The organism is Polaromonas sp. OV174, assembly GCF_900112285.1.
GTDB lineage: Bacteria > Pseudomonadota > Gammaproteobacteria > Burkholderiales > Burkholderiaceae_C > Polaromonas.
The window spans coordinates 195,029-212,389 of record NZ_FOKZ01000003.1 but is presented as its reverse complement, the minus strand read 5'-3'; the positions used below and the strand labels follow the sequence as shown (position 1 = coordinate 212,389).

The 17,361-nt window shown below is 61.1% G+C and carries 17 protein-coding genes; 11 read left to right on the top strand and 6 right to left on the bottom strand.

Features of this window, described 5'->3' with window-relative positions; all coding sequences use genetic code 11:
• Positions 1-370: 370 nt before the first annotated feature.
• The 3 genes from rpmG to trxB all read right to left on the bottom strand — a co-directional run bounded on the left by rpmG (position 371) and on the right by trxB (position 1,921).
• Positions 371-538, bottom strand: coding sequence for a 50S ribosomal protein L33 (gene rpmG, locus BM160_RS04360; RefSeq protein WP_092001035.1), 168 nt, complete (start codon positions 536-538; stop codon positions 371-373).
• Positions 539-549: 11 nt separating this feature from the next.
• Positions 550-783 carry a 50S ribosomal protein L28 gene (gene rpmB / locus BM160_RS04355; protein ID WP_011802583.1) on the bottom strand — a complete coding sequence of 78 codons (234 nt, stop codon included), beginning with the start codon at positions 781-783 and terminating at the stop codon, positions 550-552.
• A gap of 193 nt (positions 784-976) precedes the next feature.
• The gene (gene trxB, locus BM160_RS04350; RefSeq protein WP_092001034.1) at positions 977-1,921 is read right to left on the bottom strand and encodes a thioredoxin-disulfide reductase; all 945 of its coding nucleotides are present in this window, start codon (positions 1,919-1,921) and stop codon (positions 977-979) included.
• A gap of 159 nt (positions 1,922-2,080) precedes the next feature.
• Here trxB and BM160_RS04345 point away from each other — a divergent pair, with 159 nt between their 5' ends.
• From BM160_RS04345 to lolA, 3 genes are all read left to right on the top strand, one after another.
• Positions 2,081-2,758: a Crp/Fnr family transcriptional regulator gene (locus tag BM160_RS04345; protein ID WP_092001031.1), complete on the top strand. Its 678-nt coding sequence runs from the start codon at positions 2,081-2,083 to the stop codon at positions 2,756-2,758.
• 73 nt (positions 2,759-2,831) lie between these two features.
• Positions 2,832-5,168 (top strand): DNA translocase FtsK, encoded by a 2,337-nt coding sequence (locus BM160_RS04340; protein ID WP_092001028.1) that lies wholly within the window; start codon positions 2,832-2,834, stop codon positions 5,166-5,168.
• A 5-nt stretch (positions 5,169-5,173) separates the two neighbouring features.
• On the top strand, positions 5,174-5,818 hold the full coding sequence (gene lolA / locus BM160_RS04335; RefSeq protein WP_092001025.1) for an outer membrane lipoprotein periplasmic chaperone LolA: 645 nt from the start codon (positions 5,174-5,176) through the stop codon (positions 5,816-5,818).
• Between the two features lie 5 nt (positions 5,819-5,823).
• On the opposite strand, the gene BM160_RS04330 is transcribed toward lolA, so the two are convergent.
• Complete coding sequence (locus BM160_RS04330; protein WP_092001022.1) at positions 5,824-6,435, bottom strand: LysE family translocator; 612 nt, start codon at positions 6,433-6,435, stop codon at positions 5,824-5,826.
• A gap of 129 nt (positions 6,436-6,564) precedes the next feature.
• Between BM160_RS04330 and BM160_RS04325 the strand changes: the two genes are divergently transcribed.
• From BM160_RS04325 to BM160_RS04300, 6 genes are all read left to right on the top strand, one after another.
• Positions 6,565-7,863 (top strand): replication-associated recombination protein A, encoded by a 1,299-nt coding sequence (locus BM160_RS04325; protein ID WP_092001019.1) that lies wholly within the window; start codon positions 6,565-6,567, stop codon positions 7,861-7,863.
• Positions 7,864-8,120: 257 nt separating this feature from the next.
• Positions 8,121-9,050, top strand: coding sequence for a branched-chain amino acid ABC transporter permease (locus BM160_RS04320; RefSeq protein WP_092001016.1), 930 nt, complete (start codon positions 8,121-8,123; stop codon positions 9,048-9,050).
• Between the two features lie 46 nt (positions 9,051-9,096).
• Positions 9,097-10,182: an ABC transporter permease subunit gene (locus BM160_RS04315; protein WP_092001011.1), complete on the top strand. Its 1,086-nt coding sequence runs from the start codon at positions 9,097-9,099 to the stop codon at positions 10,180-10,182.
• 11 nt (positions 10,183-10,193) lie between these two features.
• Entirely contained in the window at positions 10,194-10,961 is a 768-nt protein-coding gene (locus BM160_RS04310) for an ABC transporter ATP-binding protein (RefSeq protein WP_092001280.1), read from the top strand.
• Positions 10,962-10,975: 14 nt separating this feature from the next.
• Complete coding sequence (locus BM160_RS04305) at positions 10,976-11,692, top strand: ABC transporter ATP-binding protein (protein WP_092001277.1); 717 nt, start codon at positions 10,976-10,978, stop codon at positions 11,690-11,692.
• A complete protein-coding gene (locus BM160_RS04300) occupies positions 11,685-12,218 on the top strand; it encodes a GNAT family N-acetyltransferase (RefSeq protein ID WP_218156582.1) in 534 nt (177 codons plus the stop codon). The genes BM160_RS04305 and BM160_RS04300 overlap by 8 nt, the downstream gene beginning before the upstream one ends.
• Before the next feature lie 110 nt (positions 12,219-12,328).
• Here BM160_RS04300 and BM160_RS04295 read toward each other — a convergent pair whose 3' ends face one another.
• Positions 12,329-13,321, bottom strand: coding sequence for a Bug family tripartite tricarboxylate transporter substrate binding protein (locus tag BM160_RS04295; RefSeq protein ID WP_092001007.1), 993 nt, complete (start codon positions 13,319-13,321; stop codon positions 12,329-12,331).
• A gap of 187 nt (positions 13,322-13,508) precedes the next feature.
• Positions 13,509-14,549, bottom strand: coding sequence for a CDP-6-deoxy-delta-3,4-glucoseen reductase (locus BM160_RS04290; RefSeq protein ID WP_092001004.1), 1,041 nt, complete (start codon positions 14,547-14,549; stop codon positions 13,509-13,511).
• Between the two features lie 59 nt (positions 14,550-14,608).
• Here BM160_RS04290 and BM160_RS04285 point away from each other — a divergent pair, with 59 nt between their 5' ends.
• The gene (locus BM160_RS04285) at positions 14,609-15,529 is read left to right on the top strand and encodes an SDR family oxidoreductase (RefSeq protein ID WP_092001001.1); all 921 of its coding nucleotides are present in this window, start codon (positions 14,609-14,611) and stop codon (positions 15,527-15,529) included.
• A 258-nt stretch (positions 15,530-15,787) separates the two neighbouring features.
• Positions 15,788-17,332: a methyl-accepting chemotaxis protein gene (locus tag BM160_RS04280; protein WP_092000998.1), complete on the top strand. Its 1,545-nt coding sequence runs from the start codon at positions 15,788-15,790 to the stop codon at positions 17,330-17,332.
• Positions 17,333-17,361: the final 29 nt, after the last annotated feature.

The following is a 17,361-nucleotide window of genomic DNA, read 5'->3' as shown; positions in this document are numbered from 1 at the left end:
ATCTTTAAAGCCACCTCAGCGGTACGCCGCTGAGGTGGCTTTTTTGTTGGCTGGCTCTGTCATGGTATTGGCGGCCACTTGAAGCACCTTGAAATTGGTCTTGCTGCTTTTCTGTGGCCAGGGTTGGATCGAGACTCGACGAGCTCTGCGTGCCTGGTAACGCGAGGAGGGCTTTCAAGTCTCCGGTTGCTGTAGAGAGGCTTGGCGGCGGTTTGGCATTGGTAGGGGTGGGGCAAGGGGGTTGCGTCTGGACTTGGGCTGCGGCAAGGCATAAGCGTGCGCCATTCGCCAGCAGCAGGCATAAAAAAACCCGCTGGGGTACAGCGGGTTTTTTGGGGCAACGCCAAAGCGTTGCCGGAGTCAGGCTGAATTACTTCAGTTTGATCTCTTTGTATTCCACGTGCTTGCGTGCTTTTGGATCAAATTTCATGATCAGCATTTTGTCAGGCGTGGTTTTCTTGTTTTTGTCGGTCGTATAGAAGTGACCGGTACCAGCCGTGGATTCCAGCTTGATTTTTTCGCGTCCGCCTTTAGCCATGTTGGTTCTCCTTAAACTTCGCCGCGGGCACGAAGGTCCACCAGGACCGCATCGATGCCGTTTTTATCGATCAAGCGCAGGCCGGCTGCGGTAATGCGCAAGCGCACCCAGCGGTTTTCGCTCTCGACCCAGATACGACGGTACTGCAGGTTGGGCATGAACCGACGCTTGGTTTTGTTGTTTGCGTGAGAAACATTGTTTCCCACCATCGGGCCTTTGCCCGTTACCTGACAGACGCGTGCCATGAGCGCACTCTCCGTAAAAAATTAGAAATAGGATGCTGAAAAACTGACTGGATCCGTGCTGGACAGACCCTACGAATGCTCAGCTAAGCCGCAAATTATAGCCCGAAAACAAAAAATTTCAAAAATACGACTTGGCCAGCCTCGTGAATGCCTGCAGAGGCGCGCCACGACGCCTCTTGAGATGCTGCGATTTTCAGGCGTTTTGCTCCAGAAAACGCTGGGCATCCAGTGCCGCCATGCAGCCGGTACCGGCGCTGGTAATGGCTTGGCGGTAGACGTGATCCTGTACGTCGCCAGCGGCGAAAACGCCCGGTATGCTGGTCATGGTGGCAAAACCCTGCAGGCCGGTTTTGGTGATGATGTAGCCGTCTTTCATCTCCAGCTGGCCGGCAAAAATTTCGGTGTTGGGCTGATGGCCAATGGCGATAAAGCAGCCAGTGAGCGCGACGTCTTGCGTTGCATCGTTTTGCGTGCTTTTCAGACGCACGCCGGTCACGCCCGATGCGTCTCCCAGCACCTGTTCCAGGGTGTGGTGCAGTTTGAGTTCGATATTGCCCGTGGCCACTTTCTCATGCAGCTTGTCGATCAAAATAGCTTCGGCCTTGAAGGTGTCGCGGCGGTGCACCAGCGTGACCTTGCTGGCGATATTCGACAGATAGAGCGCTTCCTCGACGGCGGTGTTGCCGCCGCCCACGACGCAGACTTCCTGGCCGCGGTAGAAGAAGCCGTCGCAGGTGGCGCAAGCCGAAACACCACGGCCCATGAAGGCGGTCTCTGATTCCAGTCCCAGGTACTTGGCCGAAGCTCCGGTGGCGATGATGAGGGCGTCGCAGGTGTAGCTGCCGCTGTCGCCGGTCAAGGTGAATGGGCGCTTGCTCAGGTCAACCTGGTTGATATGGTCAAGAATCATCTCGGTCTTGAAGCGCTCCGCGTGCTCCAGAAAGCGCTGCATCAGTTCAGGCCCCTGCACGCCGTGCACGTCGGCCGGCCAGTTGTCGACATCGGTGGTGGTCATGAGCTGACCGCCTTGCGCCATGCCGGTAACCAGCACCGGGTTGAGGTTGGCCCGTGCGGCATAAATGGCTGCCGTATAGCCCGCAGGGCCTGAGCCGAGAATGAGAACTTTGGAATGTTTCATGATGAGTAACTGATTGGGATGGGTTGGAACTCAGGTAGAGTCAGGTCGCTCAAGTGCCACTAAAGGTAAGATTTGCGGCATTTGTTTTGTTGCGGACTAACGGTCATTGTAAGAACTCATGCCATTTGCGAGCGGTTGTGAGGTTTGAAGAAAGTTGATATGACAACCATGGTGTCCAACCTGGAATTGATTCGCCGGGTGCCTCTTTTTTCCATGTTAACGGCCACTCAGGCCGCATCCGTGGCAGATGCCGTGGTCAAGCGTCGTTTCAAACGGGGTGAACCTATCGTGGAGCAGGGCAAGAAATCAAATGCCTTGTCCATTATTCTGACCGGTCGGGCGCGTGTCGTTAGTACCGATATTCGCGGCCGTGAAGTGATTCTGGCCACCATGCGTCCTGGCGACTATGTAGGCGAGATGAGCCTGATCGACAACGAACCCCATTCCGCCACGGTGCTCGCAGAGATACAGACTGATGCCTTGATACTCGGCCGGCCAGAGTTTGAACGCTGCCTGCCCGAGAACGGCTCCATGGCGTATGCGGTGCTGAAGGGGCTGGTGCGGCGCCTGCGCCATGCGGATCGCAAAATTGAATCGCTGGCGCTGATGGACGTTTATGGCCGCGTGGCCAGGGTGTTGCTGGAGTTTGCCGGGGAAAACGCCGATGGCAAGGCCGTGATTCGCGACAAGGTCTCGCGTCAGGACCTGGCCAAAATGGTAGGGGCTTCACGCGAGATGGTCAGCCGGGTCATGAAAGACCTGGAAGAGCGCGGATTCATTGAAGTGCGTGACGACGGATCCCTGCTGGTAAACGACCATTTGCACACACTGAGCTGAAGGCGCGCGCTTACAGTTTGCGCTCGCACGCGATTCGGGCCTGACTCAACTGCGGTAAGCTCTGAGACGGCCCATGACTTACTCACTTGACACCCTGAATTCCAGAAACCCCCCCGCCGCGGGCGCATCCCCCGGCGTCAAACGCTTCGCCCATGAAGTCAGCCTGATTTTGGGCCTGGCCGGCTTGGTTTTTTGGCTGGCCGTGTTGCTGAGCTACTCACCGCAAGATGCCGCCTGGTCAACTTCCGGTCATGCCGACGCGGCCAGTGGAGCGCAGCAGGTCGTTAAAAACTGGGGCGGGCGCCTGGGCGCTTTTGTGGCCGATGGCAGCTATTTCCTATTGGGTTTTTCGGCCTGGTGGGCACTGGCAGCGGGCGCGCGAATCTGGCTGTCGTCGCTGGCGCGCGGTTTGCGCGGCGAGTCGCTGGCCCCCGAAAAATCCTTACAGGCCAGCCGTATCCGGTTCTGGCTGGGCCTGGTGGTGCTGCTGCTCGTCAGTGCCGCGCTGGAGTGGTCACGGCTTTATCGTTTTGAGTTCAGGCTGCCTGGACATGCGGGCGGTGCGCTGGGCTATATGGTCGGCTCTCTGGGCGTTAAATGGTTGGGTTTTGCCGGTTCAGGCCTGGTCTTTATCGCGCTGGGTGTGGTTGCCATCTCCTGCGTCTTCAACTTTTCATGGGCTCGCGTGGCCTTGGCGCTGGGCGCCTATATTGATCATTTCATCACCTCACGGCGCGAAAAACGCGAGATTGCCGTCGACCTGGCGGTGGGTAAGAAGGCGGCCCGGGAGCGCGAGGAAGTTTTGATTGACGAGCGCGTGGAGATTAAGGCGCAGCACCCGGTGCCGGTCTTTATTGAGCCCACCCTGGTGGATATTCCCAAAAGCGAGCGGGTCGCCAAGGAGCGCCAAAAGCCGCTCTTCACCGAAATGCCTGACTCCAAGCTGCCACAGGTCAACCTGCTGGATGGCGCTTTGCTGCGGCAGGAGTCCGTGGCGCCCGAAACCTTGGAGATGACCTCGCGCCTGATCGAGAAAAAGCTGAAAGATTTTGGTGTCGAAGTGCGTGTGGTGGCGGCGGCGCCTGGCCCGGTCATCACGCGTTATGAAATTGAGCCCGCCACTGGTGTCAAGGGCTCGCAGGTGGTCACGCTGGCCAAGGATCTGGCCCGTGCGCTGAGTCTGGTGTCGATTCGCGTGATCGAGACCATTCCAGGCAAAAACTATATGGCGCTGGAGCTTCCCAATGCCAAGCGCCAGTCGATCAGGCTCAGCGAAATTCTGGGTTCCCAGGCATATAACGAGGCCAAGTCACTGCTCACCATTGGCCTGGGCAAGGACATCGCCGGCAATGCCGTGGTGGCCGACCTGGCCAAGATGCCGCATTGCCTGGTGGCCGGCACCACCGGTTCGGGCAAATCGGTGGGTATCAATGCCATGATTTTGAGCCTGCTCTACAAGGCCGATGCGCGCGATGTGCGCCTGCTGCTGATAGACCCCAAGATGCTGGAGATGAGTGTTTACGAAGGCATTCCACATCTGCTGGCCCCGGTGGTGACCGACATGAAGCAGGCCGCGCACGGCCTGAACTGGTGCGTTGCAGAAATGGAAAAACGCTACAAGCTGATGAGCAAACTGGGCGTGCGAAATCTGGCCGGCTATAACGTCAAGCTCGACGAGGCCAAGGCCAGCGGCGAATTCATCTACAACCCCTTCAGCCTGACCCCCGAGCAGCCCGAACCACTGGAGCGCTTGCCTTACATCGTGGTGGTGATTGACGAGCTGGCCGACCTGATGATGGTGGTCGGCAAGAAGATTGAAGAGCTGATCGCCCGGCTGGCGCAAAAGGCCAGGGCCGCCGGCATTCATCTGGTGCTGGCCACGCAGCGCCCCAGCGTCGACGTGATTACCGGTCTGATCAAGGCCAATATTCCAACGCGCCTGTCCTTTCAGGTCAGCAGCAAGATCGACAGCCGTACCATTCTTGACCAGATGGGTGCCGAAGCCTTGCTGGGCATGGGCGACATGCTTTACATGCCAAGTGGTACCGGCTTTCCAATCCGGGTGCATGGTGCTTTTGTCAGTGATGATGAAGTGCACCGGGTGGTGGCCTACCTCAAGCAGCAGGGCGAGCCCAATTACATCGACGGCGTGCTCGAAGGCGGCACGGTCGACGGCGAGAGTGGCGAGCTGGCGGACGATGCCGGTGGGGAGAAAGATCCGATGTACGACCAGGCCGTTGAAGTGGTGCTGAAAAATCGCAAGGCCAGCATTTCACTGGTGCAGCGGCACTTGAAAATTGGCTACAACCGCGCTGCCAGACTGGTTGAAGACATGGAAAAGGCCGGCCTGGTCAGCGCCATGAGCGGCAGTGGTCAGCGCGAAATTCTGGTGCCCACGCGGGCGGAGTGAGTCTGATGAGAAATCTCTTTGCTGCAGTCTTGATAGCTGTATCCGCCCATTCTGCCTGGGCTGATGGCCTTGAAAGCCTTGAAGCATTCGTCAAGACGGTGCATAGCGGCCGTGCCGAATTCAGCCAGGTGGTGACTGCGCCAACCAGGGAAGGCCAGGCGGCGCGCAGCAAGACTTCCAGCGGTACCTTCGAGTTCTCCCGCCCCAATCGCTTCAAGTTCATCTACAAAAAACCATTCGAGCAAAGCATAGTGGCCGACGGCCAGACGCTGTGGCTGTATGACACCGACTTGAATCAGGTCACCGCGCGCAAGCAGGCCAGCGCGCTGGGCTCGACGCCTGCCGCCCTGATTGCCGCTGCGCCCGATCTGCGCGCCCTGCAGGCCGATTTCACGCTGACGGCCGCGCCTGACAAGGATGGCTTGCAATGGGTGCTGGCAACGCCCAAAACCAAGGATGGTCAGTTGCAGTCCGTCCGCGTGGGCTTTCTGGCTGGCGAGAAGCCGGCCAGTCTGGCGGCACTGGAAATTCTGGACAGCTTCGGTCAGCGCTCACTGCTGAGCTTTAGCAAGGTCGAGGTCAACCCCAGCCTGCCGCCAGACACTTTCCGTTTCACGCCGCCCAAAGGGGCGGATGTCATTCGGCAGTAAGAGTCTCAGCGGCTCGCCGTCGCCAGGGCAGCGCCGAAGCACAAAAACATGGCGGCGGCGGCCTTGTTGACGCTGCGGCCGCCTCGCTCTGAAGTCAGCCAGTTCTTGGCCTTTTTGGCGAAAAAGGCGTAGACGCAGTGAATGATCACGACCAGGGCGCTGTAGGTCAGCACCAGCGCCATGAATTGGCTCGCGTAATTCGCCTCATGAGCGATAAATTGCGGAAATACCGAGAGAAAGAAAAAGATCGCCTTGGGGTTGGTCAGCTGCAGGGACAGGCCCTCGAGAAAGCGTTTGCCGAAATTCGCTTCGTGCGCCGCTTCTGCCGACAATTTCAGCGGCGGCGCGCGCCACAGCCGAATCCCGAGGTAGACCAGGTAGGCGCCGCCCAGCAGCTTGAGCGCGGTGAATGCCAGCGCTGACGTGGCCAGCAAAACGCCCAGGCTGGTGGCTGAAATGGCGGCCACGATCAGGGCGCCGGTGGCTATGCCCAGAATGCCGCCAAAGGTGCCGCGCATGCCGTAGCGAAGTGCATTGGTCAGCGTCATGACAACGCCAGGGCCGGGGCTGAGTACGGTGGCGGTCGCCACAACGACGAAGAGCAGATAAAGTTTCACGAAAATCCTTGAGGCCTATGCGGGGGTGAGGGCCCAAATTATCCGGTAAGCCCGGGCCGCGTCCGATAAACTTGGCGACGATGCGCCAGCGAACTTCCGTGCCGCATGGCGGCACCGCACTAAAAATTAATGGCGACTTCTTCTTCCCATCCTCCTCTGGCCGAGCGCCTGCGTCCCAAAAATCTTGGTGAAGTCATTGGCCAGCAGCATTTGCTGGGTCAGGGCATGCCGCTGCGCATTGCCTTCGAGTCCGGCCAGCCGCACAGCTGCATTCTGTGGGGCCCGCCCGGTGTTGGTAAAACCACCATCGCGCGGCTGATGGCCAGCAGTTTCGAGGCGCATTTCATCACCATTTCGGCGGTGCTGGGCGGCGTCAAGGAGATTCGCGAGGCGGTCGAGCAGGCCAGCATCTGGCAAGGGCAGGGCGGCAAGCGCACCATTGTCTTTGTCGATGAGGTGCACCGCTTCAACAAAAGCCAGCAGGATGCCTTCTTGCCGCATGTGGAAAGCGGTCTGTTCACCTTTATTGGCGCCACCACGGAAAACCCCTCGTTCGAGGTGAATTCGGCCTTGCTGTCGCGCGCCGTGGTTTATGTGCTGCAGCCGCTTGACGAGCCCGATCTCAAGAAAATCGTGGCCAGGGTCCTTGCTGAGCGGGCGCTGCCAGCTATTGAAAACATAGCAAATGAGGCCGTAGAGCGGCTGGTGGCCTACGCCGATGGCGATGCCAGGCGCCTGCTCAACACCCTGGAATCCCTCAGTGTGGCGGCCAGGGCCGAGAGCATCAGCGAGGTCAGCGATGCCTGGCTGCTCAAGGTGCTGGGCGAGCGCCTGCGCCGCTACGACAAGGGCGGCGAGCAGTTTTACGACACCATTTCGGCGCTGCATAAATCCGTGCGCGGCTCCGATCCCGACGCCGCACTGTACTGGTTCATGCGCATGCTCGATGGTGGTGCGGAGCCGCGCTACATGGCGCGCCGCCTGGTGCGCATGGCCAGCGAAGACATAGGCCTGGCTGATCCGCGCGCCTTGCGGCTGGCGCTGGATGCCGCCGAGGTCTATGAGCGCCTTGGTTCGCCGGAAGGCGAGCTGGCGCTGGCCCAGTGCGTGGTTTATCTGGCAGTGGCGCCCAAGTCGAATGCGGTGTACAAAGCCTTCAATGAGGTCAAGGCTTTCATCAAGAAAGACGGCACGCGTCCGGTGCCGCTGCATCTGCGCAATGCCCCGACCAAGCTCATGAAGGAGCTCGATTACGGCAAGCACTACCGCTATGCACACGACGAGGAGGATGGCTTTGCCGCCGGTGAAAATTATTTTCCCGAAGGCATGGCTGCACCGGCTTTTTACCGGCCCGTCAACCGTGGCCTGGAGATACGGATTGCGGATAAGTTGAACGAACTGAAGCTAAAAAACCAGCAGAGAAATTGACGCTGGACCAGCCCTCCTGATAAACCCTGACTGCGCGAAAAAAATAAAATTTCTCAAGGGTAAACCCCGCAAAAACGGCCTTCCTGGCCCAATTCTCGCTAGAGACCCATGGCTACAATTCGCCAATTAGCTCGCCACCCAACCCAGTTTCCTGGTTTTGATAGGCGGGCTTTTTGTTAGCTCACGTGATGTCGTGGTGATCCCATGGCATGGCGGCGAAAGCGGAGTTGGCAAGTTCAATCAAACCGGAGAGAGTTATGGAAATATTGCTACAGCAAATCATCAATGGTTTGGTTCTGGGCAGCATGTATGCCCTGATCGCCCTGGGTTACACCATGGTTTACGGCATCATCAACCTGATCAATTTTGCCCACGGCGAGGTCTTGATGGTGGGGGCTCTCACCAGTTGGACCATCATCCGCTGGATGCAGGAAGCCATGCCGGGCGCGCCGGGCTGGCTGATCTTGCTGATCTCCCTCTTGATCGCCTTTGTGGTCTGCGCGGCGCTGAATTTCACGATTGAAAAAATCGCCTATAGGCCGCTGCGCAATTCGCCCAAGCTGGCGCCGCTGATCACCGCCATCGGCATGTCGCTGCTGCTGCAGACGCTGGCCATGATCATCTGGAAGCCCAATTACAAGCCTTATCCCACGCTGCTGCCCAGTGAGCCCTTTCAGGTCGGTGGCGCCGTGATCACCGTGACGCAGCTCTTCATCCTGGGTGCTACGGCGGTGTCGCTGTCGGTGCTGATGTGGCTGGTGCATTACACCAAGCTGGGCCGCGCCATGCGGGCCACGGCCGAGAATCCTCGCGTGGCCGCGCTGATGGGTGTGCGACCCGATACCGTGATTTCCGCCACCTTCATCATCGGCGCCATCTTGGCCGCGCTGGCCGGCGTGATGTATGCCTCGAATTACGGCACGGTGCAGCACACCATGGGCTTTTTGCCCGGCCTCAAGGCCTTTACCGCGGCGGTGTTTGGTGGCATCGGCAACCTGGGCGGCGCCGTGTTGGGCGGCATCTTGCTGGGGCTGATTGAATCCATAGGCGCTGGCTACATAGGCCCGCTGACCGGTGGCGTGCTGGGCAGCCAGTACTCCGATATTTTTGCTTTTATCGTGCTGATTTTCGTGCTCACGCTGCGCCCATCCGGCCTGCTGGGTGAACGTGTGGCGGACCGGGCCTGAGGCCCACGTCACCCTCTATCCAGCCGAGATACAAGGAAAAATTCTCATGAAACTCAACAAACTGGCTACCTTTTTAATCGCCGGCATCGCGCTGCTGGTGCTGCCCTTGCTGCTGCAGCAGGGCGGCAACGCCTGGGTGCGGATTGTCGACATGACGTTGCTCTATGTGCTGCTGGCCCTGGGCCTGAACATCGTGGTGGGCTATGCCGGTCTGCTCGACCTTGGCTACGTGGCCTTTTTTGCGCTCGGCGCCTACCTGTTTGCCCTGCTAGGCTCGCCGCATCTGGCGGAGGCCTTTCCGGCCATTGCCGCCGCCTTTCCCGAAGGCCTGCACCTGCCGATCTGGGCCGCCATTCCGGCGGCGGCCGCCCTGGCGGGCTTGTTTGGCGTGATTCTTGGCGCGCCCACGCTCAAGCTGCGCGGCGACTACCTGGCCATCGTCACCTTGGGTTTTGGCGAAATCATCCGGGTGTTCCTGAACAACCTGGACCGGCCCGTCAATCTGACCAACGGCCCCAAGGGCATCAACCAGATCGATTCCATTAAGTTCTTCGGCTTCGATCTGGGCAAGTCGCATGAGTTTTTCGGCTTTACCGTCAACTCGGTGTCGATGTATTACTACCTCTTCCTGGCGCTGGTGATCGTGTCTGTCATCATTTGCCACCGGCTGCAAACCTCGCGCATTGGCCGGGCCTGGATGGCGATCCGCGAGGACGAAATCGCCGCCAAGGCCATGGGCATCAACACCCGCAACATGAAGCTGCTGGCCTTCGGCATGGGCGCCACCTTTGGCGGCGTGTCGGGCGCTATGTTTGCCGCCTTCCAGGGTTTTGTCTCGCCCGAATCCTTCAGCCTGATGGAGTCCATCATGATCGTGGCCATGGTGGTGCTGGGCGGTATCGGTTATCTGCCCGGCGTCATTTTGGGCGCCTTGCTGCTGGCTTCGCTGCCCGAGGTGCTGCGCCATGTGGCCGGGCCCTTGCAGGCCATGACCGACGGCCGTCTCGATTCCGCCATCTTGCGCCAGCTGCTGATTGCGCTGGCCATGATCGTCATCATGCTGATGCGGCCGCGCGGTCTCTGGCCTTCGCCAGAGCACGGCAAGTCGCTGGCTAAACCTGTCAAGAACTAAGGGGAATGGACATGAGTGAAACCATTCTTAATGTCTCCGGTGTTTCCAAACGTTTTGGTGGCTTGCAGGCGCTCAGCGATGTCGGCATCAAGATCGAACGCGGTCAGGTCTATGGCCTGATTGGTCCCAATGGCGCGGGCAAGACCACCTTCTTTAACGTGTTGACCGGCCTGTACACGCCGGACAGCGGTACTTTCGAGCTGGCCGGCAAGCCTTACAAGCCGACGGCGGTGCATGAAGTGGCCAAGGCCGGCATTGCCCGCACCTTTCAAAATATCCGCCTGTTTGCCGACATGACGGCACTTGAGAACGTGATGGTCGGTCGTCACATACGCACCAAGTCCGGCCTGCTCGGTGCGGTCTTTCGCACGCCGGGTTTCAAGCACGAAGAGGCGGCGATTGCCAAGCGCTCGCAGGAGCTGCTGGACTATGTGGGCATTGGCAAGTACGCCGACTTCAAGGCCCGCACCCTGAGCTACGGCGACCAGCGGCGCCTGGAGATTGCCCGGGCCTTGGCCACAGACCCGCAGCTGATCGCGCTGGACGAGCCGGCTGCCGGCATGAATGCCACCGAAAAAGTGCAGCTGCGCGAGCTGATAGACCGCATTCGCAAGGACAACCGCACCATCTTGCTGATTGAGCACGATGTGAAATTGGTCATGGGCTTGTGCGATCGGGTGACGGTGCTGGACTACGGCAAACAGATCGCCGAAGGCGCGCCCGCCGATGTGCAGAAAAATGAAAAAGTGATCACCGCCTATTTGGGCACCGGTCATTGAAGGAAAGCAAGAACATGGCAAACACACTGCTTAAAGTGATAGGTCTCAAAGTAGCCTACGGAGGCATCCAGGCCGTCAAGGGCGTTGACCTTGAGGTCAACGAGGGCGAGCTGGTCACGCTGATCGGCTCCAACGGCGCCGGCAAGACCACCACCATGAAAGCCATCACCGGCACGCTGCCCATGCTGGCCGGCGACATCGAATACCTGGGCAAAAGCATCAAGGGCCGCGGCGCCTGGGATCTGGTCAAGGAAGGCCTGGCCATGGTGCCAGAAGGCCGCGGCGTGTTCGCCCGCATGACCATCACCGAGAACCTGCAGATGGGCGCCTACATCCGCAACGACAAGGCCGGCATTGCCGCCGATATCGAAAAGATGTTTGTGCTGTTTCCTCGCCTGCGCGAGCGCAAGGATCAGCTGGCCGGCACCATGTCGGGCGGCGAGCAGCAGATGCTGGCCATGGGCCGGGCGCTGATGAGCCGGCCCAAGGTGCTGCTGCTCGACGAGCCTTCCATGGGCCTGTCGCCCATCATGGTGGACAAGATTTTCGAGGTGGTGCGCGATGTGTCCGCGCTAGGCACCACGGTCTTGCTGGTGGAGCAAAACGCCAGCCGCGCGCTGGGCATTGCCAATCGCGGCTACGTCATGGAGTCCGGCAATGTCACCATGAACGGCGAGGCCAAGGCCTTGCTGAATGATCCACGGGTGCGGGCGGCTTATCTGGGTGAGTAGTGATCTGGTGACACGGCCCAGTCCCAGCGTGCGACTGATGCGCCCTGGCGACCTGGCCAGTGTCGCGGCCATACAGGCCGACTCCTATCATCCGCATTATCTGGAAGACGATGCGACGCTGCGCGCCCGCCTGAACGAGTTTCCCGATACCGCCTGGGTGGCGCAAGGGCCTGCCGGGGTGTGTGCTTATCTGGTGGCCTACCGCTCGGTACTGGGCAAGATCACGCCGCTGGGCGGGCACTTTCATTCGCCAGCGCTACCCAACTGTCTGTATTTGCACGATCTGGCCGTTTCCACTGCGGCGGCCGGTCAGGGCCTGGGTCCCGCGCTGGTCAGCCATGCGCTGGCCGTGGCCAGGCAGGAGGGGTTGGCATATTGCGCCCTGGTGTCGGTGCAGGGTTCGCAGGCGTTCTGGCAGCGCCTAGGTTTTCGGGCCACGACGCTGGACGACCCGCGCGAGCGGCAGCACCTGGCGACTTATCTCGGCGCCGCTGTCTACATGACGCAGGCGCTGGCTGCAAACTGAGGTTTTTGTCGCGTGCTGCTGGCAGGGTAGCTGCAGCAAGCTATTAATTTCATAGCTTGCTACGACCAACTGGTATGGGCTTGATCCCTAAAACACCACAAATTGCGAACTTAGTCGACCTTGGCGCCCGAGGCTTTCACCACTTTCTCGTATTTGGCCTGCTCGCTCTTCATGAAAGCGCCAAACTGCTCGGGCGTGCTGGCCACCGGTTCGGCCATCAGGGTGGCAAAACGGCTCTTGGCCTCGGGTGAGTTCAGTGCCGCGATGTAGGCCTGGCTGAGTTTGGCAATCACGTCCTTGGGCGTGCCGGCCGGCGCGACCAGTCCCCACCAGGTGTCGATCTCGAAGCCCTTGAGCGTTTCGGCCACGGCCGGCACATCGGGCAGCATGGCGCTGCGCTTGGCCGTGGTGACCGCCAGCGCCTTGAGCTTGCCGGACTTGATGTTGCTTGAGGCGGCGGCGAGGTTGTCAAAGTTGAAGTCGACCTGGCCGCTCAGCAGCGCCAGCTGGGCCGGGTTGCCGCCGTTGTAGGGAATGTGCAGCGCAAAGATGCCGGCCTGGGCCTTGAACATCTCACCGGCCAGGTGGCCGGCGCTGCCATTGCCGCCGCTGGCGAAATTGAGTTTGCCCGGGTTCGCCTTGGCGTACTTGATCAGGTCGGCCAGCGTGTTGATGTGCAGGCGCTGCGCCGTTTCGGCATTCATCACCAGCACATTGGGCACCCGCACCATTTGCGTGATGGGGGCAAAGTCGGTCGCCGCGTTGTAAGGCATCTTGCTGTACAGCCAGGGGTTGATGGCATGGGTGGCGACGGCGGCGAGGCCTATGGTCATGCCGTCGGGCGCGGCCTTGGCAATGGCATCCACGCCGATGTTGCCGCCGGCGCCGGGGCGATTTTCAATGATCACGGTGCCCAGGGAATCCTTCACCCGTTCGGCGACCAGACGGGCCGTGATGTCGAGCGGGCCACCCGGCGCATAGGGAACGATGATGCGCATGACTTTGGGTTGGGCCAGCGCCAGGGTGGACGACAAGGCCAGCGTGGCGATGGACGCGAGTGCGAGGCTTTTGCTCAAAAAAGGCAGGAAGTTTCGGCGGTTCATGGTCTGATGGTTTCGAAAAAGTTGACCCAGCTGTTTCATGGCGTGCCATGAGGGCAACAGGGCTCAAGCTCTGTTGCGGCGGCGGTGCTGGGTGTTGAATTAAAGAAAAAAGTGCCTCTAGCCTTTTGGTTTTAGGCGCTAAATGCTATGGTTTTGATAGCTTTAGTGGCGCCCGGCTTCAGGTGTTTCAGGCGGTTTTGGCCTTGTCAGCCTCGGTGGTGAAGGGGTCGGAAAAGAACTCTTCTGCCGGCAGGCCGGCCACCGCGCTGTATTCGTCGCGGGCAGATTCCACCACGATGGGCGCGCCGCAGGCATAGACCTGATGCGCCGAGAGGTCGGGAAAGTCTTGCAGCACGGCCTTGTGAACAAAGCCGGTGCGGCCACTCCACTGGTCTTCGGGCAGGGCGTCTGAGACCACGGGCACATAGCTGAGGTTGGGCATTTCGGCCAGTTTGGCCTGGACCCAGTCGTTCATGTACAGGTCCTCCGGGCGGCGGCCGCCCCAGTACAGCACGGCCGGGCGCGTGATGTTTTTGTGCTGCATGTTTTCGATCAGCGCCTTGATGGGCGCAAAGCCGGTGCCCGAAGCCAGCAGCACCACGGGCTTGTCGCTGTCTTCGCGCAGGAAGAAGCTGCCGTAAGGCCCTTCTATGCGCAAAATCTCTTTTTCCTTCATGGTGGCAAACACATGCTCGGTGAACTTGCCGCCAGACATGTAGCGTATGTGTAGCTCCACGCCCGGGTTGTCGGCCTGGGTGTGTGGCGCGTTGGCCATGGAGTAGGCGCGGCGGTCGCCATCGCGCAGCAAAAACTCCACATACTGGCCGGCGTGGTATTTGAAGGTATCGCTGGCCGGCAGCTGCAGGCGCACCGCCATGACGTCGTGCGACAGCTTGTTCAGGCTGTTGATGCGCACCGGCATTTTCTTGATCGGAAAGGCGCTTTCGTCGGTGACCTGACGCGACTCGATCACCACGTCGCTGTGCGCCACGGCGCAGCAGGTCAGGATGAAGCCGTTGGCCTCGTCTTCGGGCGACAAGGCCTTGAGCTGGTGTGTGCCGTGGCTCACCGTGCCTTCCAGCTTCTTGCATTTGCAGGAGCCGCAAGCGCCATCCTTGCAGCCATAGGGCAGACCTATGCCCTGGCGAATGGCGGCGGCCAGCAGCGCTTCATCGGGATTGGCGGTAAAGGTTCTGCCGCTGGGCTGCACGCTCACGTTGAAACTCATATATTGGGTATCCTTGGGGGTCTTGATGACTGGGCTGGTCTTCCAGCAAACCCCCAATTTTGCCCTCAAACCTGAATCCCCTTGGCGCGCTGCCTTTTCGTTTCCGCCGGCAGCGGGTGTTGATCGTCGGCTGCGGCGATGTTGGCCAGCGCGTGGCCGGCCAGTTGCCGTCCCGGCTCAAGCTGCTGGCGCTGACTTCCTCCGCCGGGCGTGTGCCGGCTTTGCGCGCTCAGGGCATCACGCCCTTGCTGGGCAATCTGGATCAGCCGGCTACCTTGCGTCGGCTGGCCGGCCTGGCCACCCGTGTGGTTCACTTGGCGCCGCCGCCCGGCGACAACCCGGACTGGCGCTGCGATCCGCGCACGCTGGCGCTGCTGCGGGCCTTGCGTTTGCGCGGCCTGCCGCAGTCGCTGGTCTATGGCTCGACCAGCGGGGTGTATGGCGACTGCGGCGGCGAGAGGGTGAGTGAAACCCGGCCGCTCAACCCGCACACGCCGCGCTCGCAGCGCCGCGTGCATGCCGAAGCCCATCTGCGGCTGTTCGGGCGCGCCAGCGGCACGCCGGTGCACATCTTGCGCATTCCGGGCATTTATGCGCCCGACCGCGAAGGCGGCACGCCGCGGGGGCGACTGCTCAAGGGCACGCCCGTGCTGCGGCGCGAAGACGATGTCTACACCAGCCATATTCACGCCGACGACCTGGCGCGCGCCTGCCTGGCGGCGCTGTGGCGCGGCAAGCCGCAACGCGTGACGCATGCCTGCGACGACACCGAACTGCTGATGGGCGACTACTTCGACCTGGCCGCCGACCTCTACCAGTTGCCCCGGCCGCCCCGGCTGGCGCGCGATAGCGCGAAGGAGCAGTTGCCGCTGATGCTGCTGAGCTTCATGAGCGAGTCGCGGCGGCTGGACAACTGGCGCCTGAAAAATGAGCTCAGGATGGTGTTGCGCTACCCCACGGTGGCGCAAGGCTTGGTTTAGCGTCAGAGTGGGGTGCTATAAAAACGGGAGCTGCTTGCGCCCGTGGGTTATGGGCTAGAGCCCGATTTGATTCAAACAGTGCGATGGCAACCCAAGGCGGGTGGGCCTCGCCGTGCCGCCGGCGCATGCCAATGCGCTGAAATGCGGCCATTTTTCGCCCTTTTTCGGGCTTATGGGGCGCCGTGGTCTGGCTACGGTGATGCTTTGGGCATCTCACGCATCTTGAGACGGAGGGGGCCGGCAGGAGACACAAACACCATGCATCTGGAAAATCTGAAGATCAGCACGCGGCTGATGGCCGCGTTCGGCCTGCTTTTGCTGCTGATGGGCGGCTTGACGGCCGTCGGGTTGAGCCATCTGGCCGGGGTAGGCGCCATCAGCCAGCAGATCGCCGGCACGGACTGGCGCAAGGCCGAGGCGCTGGCGACGGTCAAGGCCACGACGCAAGCCAATGCCAGAAGAACGATGGAGTTGTTCCTGACGAACGACCAGACGCAGGCGGCGGGAATACGCCAGCACATGGAGAGCAACCAGCAGCTCGTCACCCAGGCGCTGGCGGTGCTGGAACAGGCCGTGCTCCCGGATGAGGAGACGGCCTTGCTGGCGCGCATCCAAAGTGCGCGCGCGGCTTATATGCAGGCCTTTGGCCAGGTGGCAAAGCTGCTGGAACAGGGCGAGCGCGAGGCGGCCTCCCGTTCCCTGACGGGTGCGGCCCTGCCGGCGCTGGATCGCCTGCAGCAAGAGGTCCAGTCGCTGACCGACTGGCAGACAAAGCATGTCAGTAACCGCAGCGCACAAGCCGGTTCAGAGGTGAGTTCGGCGCGCGCCCTGATGTTCGGGCTGGGCCTGGCCGCGCTGGCGCTGGGCGGCATCCTGGCCTACCGGCTGGTGCGCAGCATCGCGCAGCCGCTCAAGGAGGCCATCTACATCGCCGAGACCGTGGCCTCGGGCGATCTCAGCCAGGAGTTCGTGACCGAGCGCGGCGGCGACTTTGGCCGGCTGCTGGGCGCCCTGGGAGAGATGGAAGACACCTTGACCGATCTGGTCAGCCGCATCAAGGGCTCGACCGATGAGATTACCGAGGCTTCCGGGGACATTGCCGCCGGCAATGCCGATCTGTCGCGGCGTACCGAGGAGCAGGCGGCCTCGCTGGTGCAAACGCTGTCCAGCATGGAGCAGCTGACCGCCACGGTCAAGCTGAACGCGGAGCACGCACGCTCGGCCAGCGGGCTGGCCGCCACGGCCTCGGGCATTGCCGGGCAGGGCGGCGAGGTGGTAGCCCAGGTGGTCGCGTCCATGGCCTCCATCAGCGGCAGCTCGAAAAAGATTGTCGACATCATCGGCGTGATCGAGGGCATTGCCTTTCAGACCAACATCCTGGCGCTCAATGCCGCCGTGGAGGCGGCGCGGGCCGGCGAGCAGGGCCGCGGCTTTGCGGTGGTGGCCGGAGAGGTTCGCAGCCTGGCGCGGCGCAGCGACGAGGCGGCCAAGGAAATCAAGGCCTTGATCGGGGACTCGGTGCAGCAGGTTGGCCATGGCTCCGAGCTGGTGAATCGCGCCGGCAGCACCATGCAGGACATCGTGCAGGCCGTCCAGCGGGTCAGCAGCCTGCTGGCGCAGATCTCGGCGGCTTCGGTGGAGCAAAGCCAGGGCATAGAGCAGGTGAGTCAGGCCATGGCGCTGATGGGCCAGGCCACGCAGCAAAACGCCGCCCTGGTTGAGCAGGGGGCTGCCGCCTCCGCCGCGCTGTCGGCACAGGCGCACCAGCTGCAGGCGGCGGTGGGCGAATTCAAACTTGATTAAGGCTTCGCCTGGGGCGGCAGAAGCCGGTG

Bases quoted from the DNA above. Each gene is read 5' to 3' on its own strand.
- rpmG (WP_092001035.1), bottom strand. From the start codon at position 538: ATGGCTAAAGGCGGACGCGAAAAAATCAAGCTGGAATCCACGGCTGGT.
- rpmB (WP_011802583.1), bottom strand. From the start codon at position 783: ATGGCACGCGTCTGTCAGGTAACGGGCAAAGGCCCGATGGTGGGAAAC.
- trxB (WP_092001034.1), bottom strand. From the start codon at position 1,921: ATGAAACATTCCAAAGTTCTCATTCTCGGCTCAGGCCCTGCGGGCTAT.
- BM160_RS04345 (WP_092001031.1), top strand. From the start codon at position 2,081: ATGACAACCATGGTGTCCAACCTGGAATTGATTCGCCGGGTGCCTCTT.
- BM160_RS04340 (WP_092001028.1), top strand. From the start codon at position 2,832: ATGACTTACTCACTTGACACCCTGAATTCCAGAAACCCCCCCGCCGCG.
- lolA (WP_092001025.1), top strand. From the start codon at position 5,174: ATGAGAAATCTCTTTGCTGCAGTCTTGATAGCTGTATCCGCCCATTCT.
- BM160_RS04325 (WP_092001019.1), top strand. From the start codon at position 6,565: ATGGCGACTTCTTCTTCCCATCCTCCTCTGGCCGAGCGCCTGCGTCCC.
- BM160_RS04320 (WP_092001016.1), top strand. From the start codon at position 8,121: ATGGAAATATTGCTACAGCAAATCATCAATGGTTTGGTTCTGGGCAGC.
- BM160_RS04315 (WP_092001011.1), top strand. From the start codon at position 9,097: ATGAAACTCAACAAACTGGCTACCTTTTTAATCGCCGGCATCGCGCTG.
- BM160_RS04310 (WP_092001280.1), top strand. From the start codon at position 10,194: ATGAGTGAAACCATTCTTAATGTCTCCGGTGTTTCCAAACGTTTTGGT.
- BM160_RS04305 (WP_092001277.1), top strand. From the start codon at position 10,976: ATGGCAAACACACTGCTTAAAGTGATAGGTCTCAAAGTAGCCTACGGA.
- BM160_RS04295 (WP_092001007.1), bottom strand. From the start codon at position 13,321: ATGAACCGCCGAAACTTCCTGCCTTTTTTGAGCAAAAGCCTCGCACTC.
- BM160_RS04290 (WP_092001004.1), bottom strand. From the start codon at position 14,549: ATGAGTTTCAACGTGAGCGTGCAGCCCAGCGGCAGAACCTTTACCGCC.
- BM160_RS04280 (WP_092000998.1), top strand. From the start codon at position 15,788: ATGCATCTGGAAAATCTGAAGATCAGCACGCGGCTGATGGCCGCGTTC.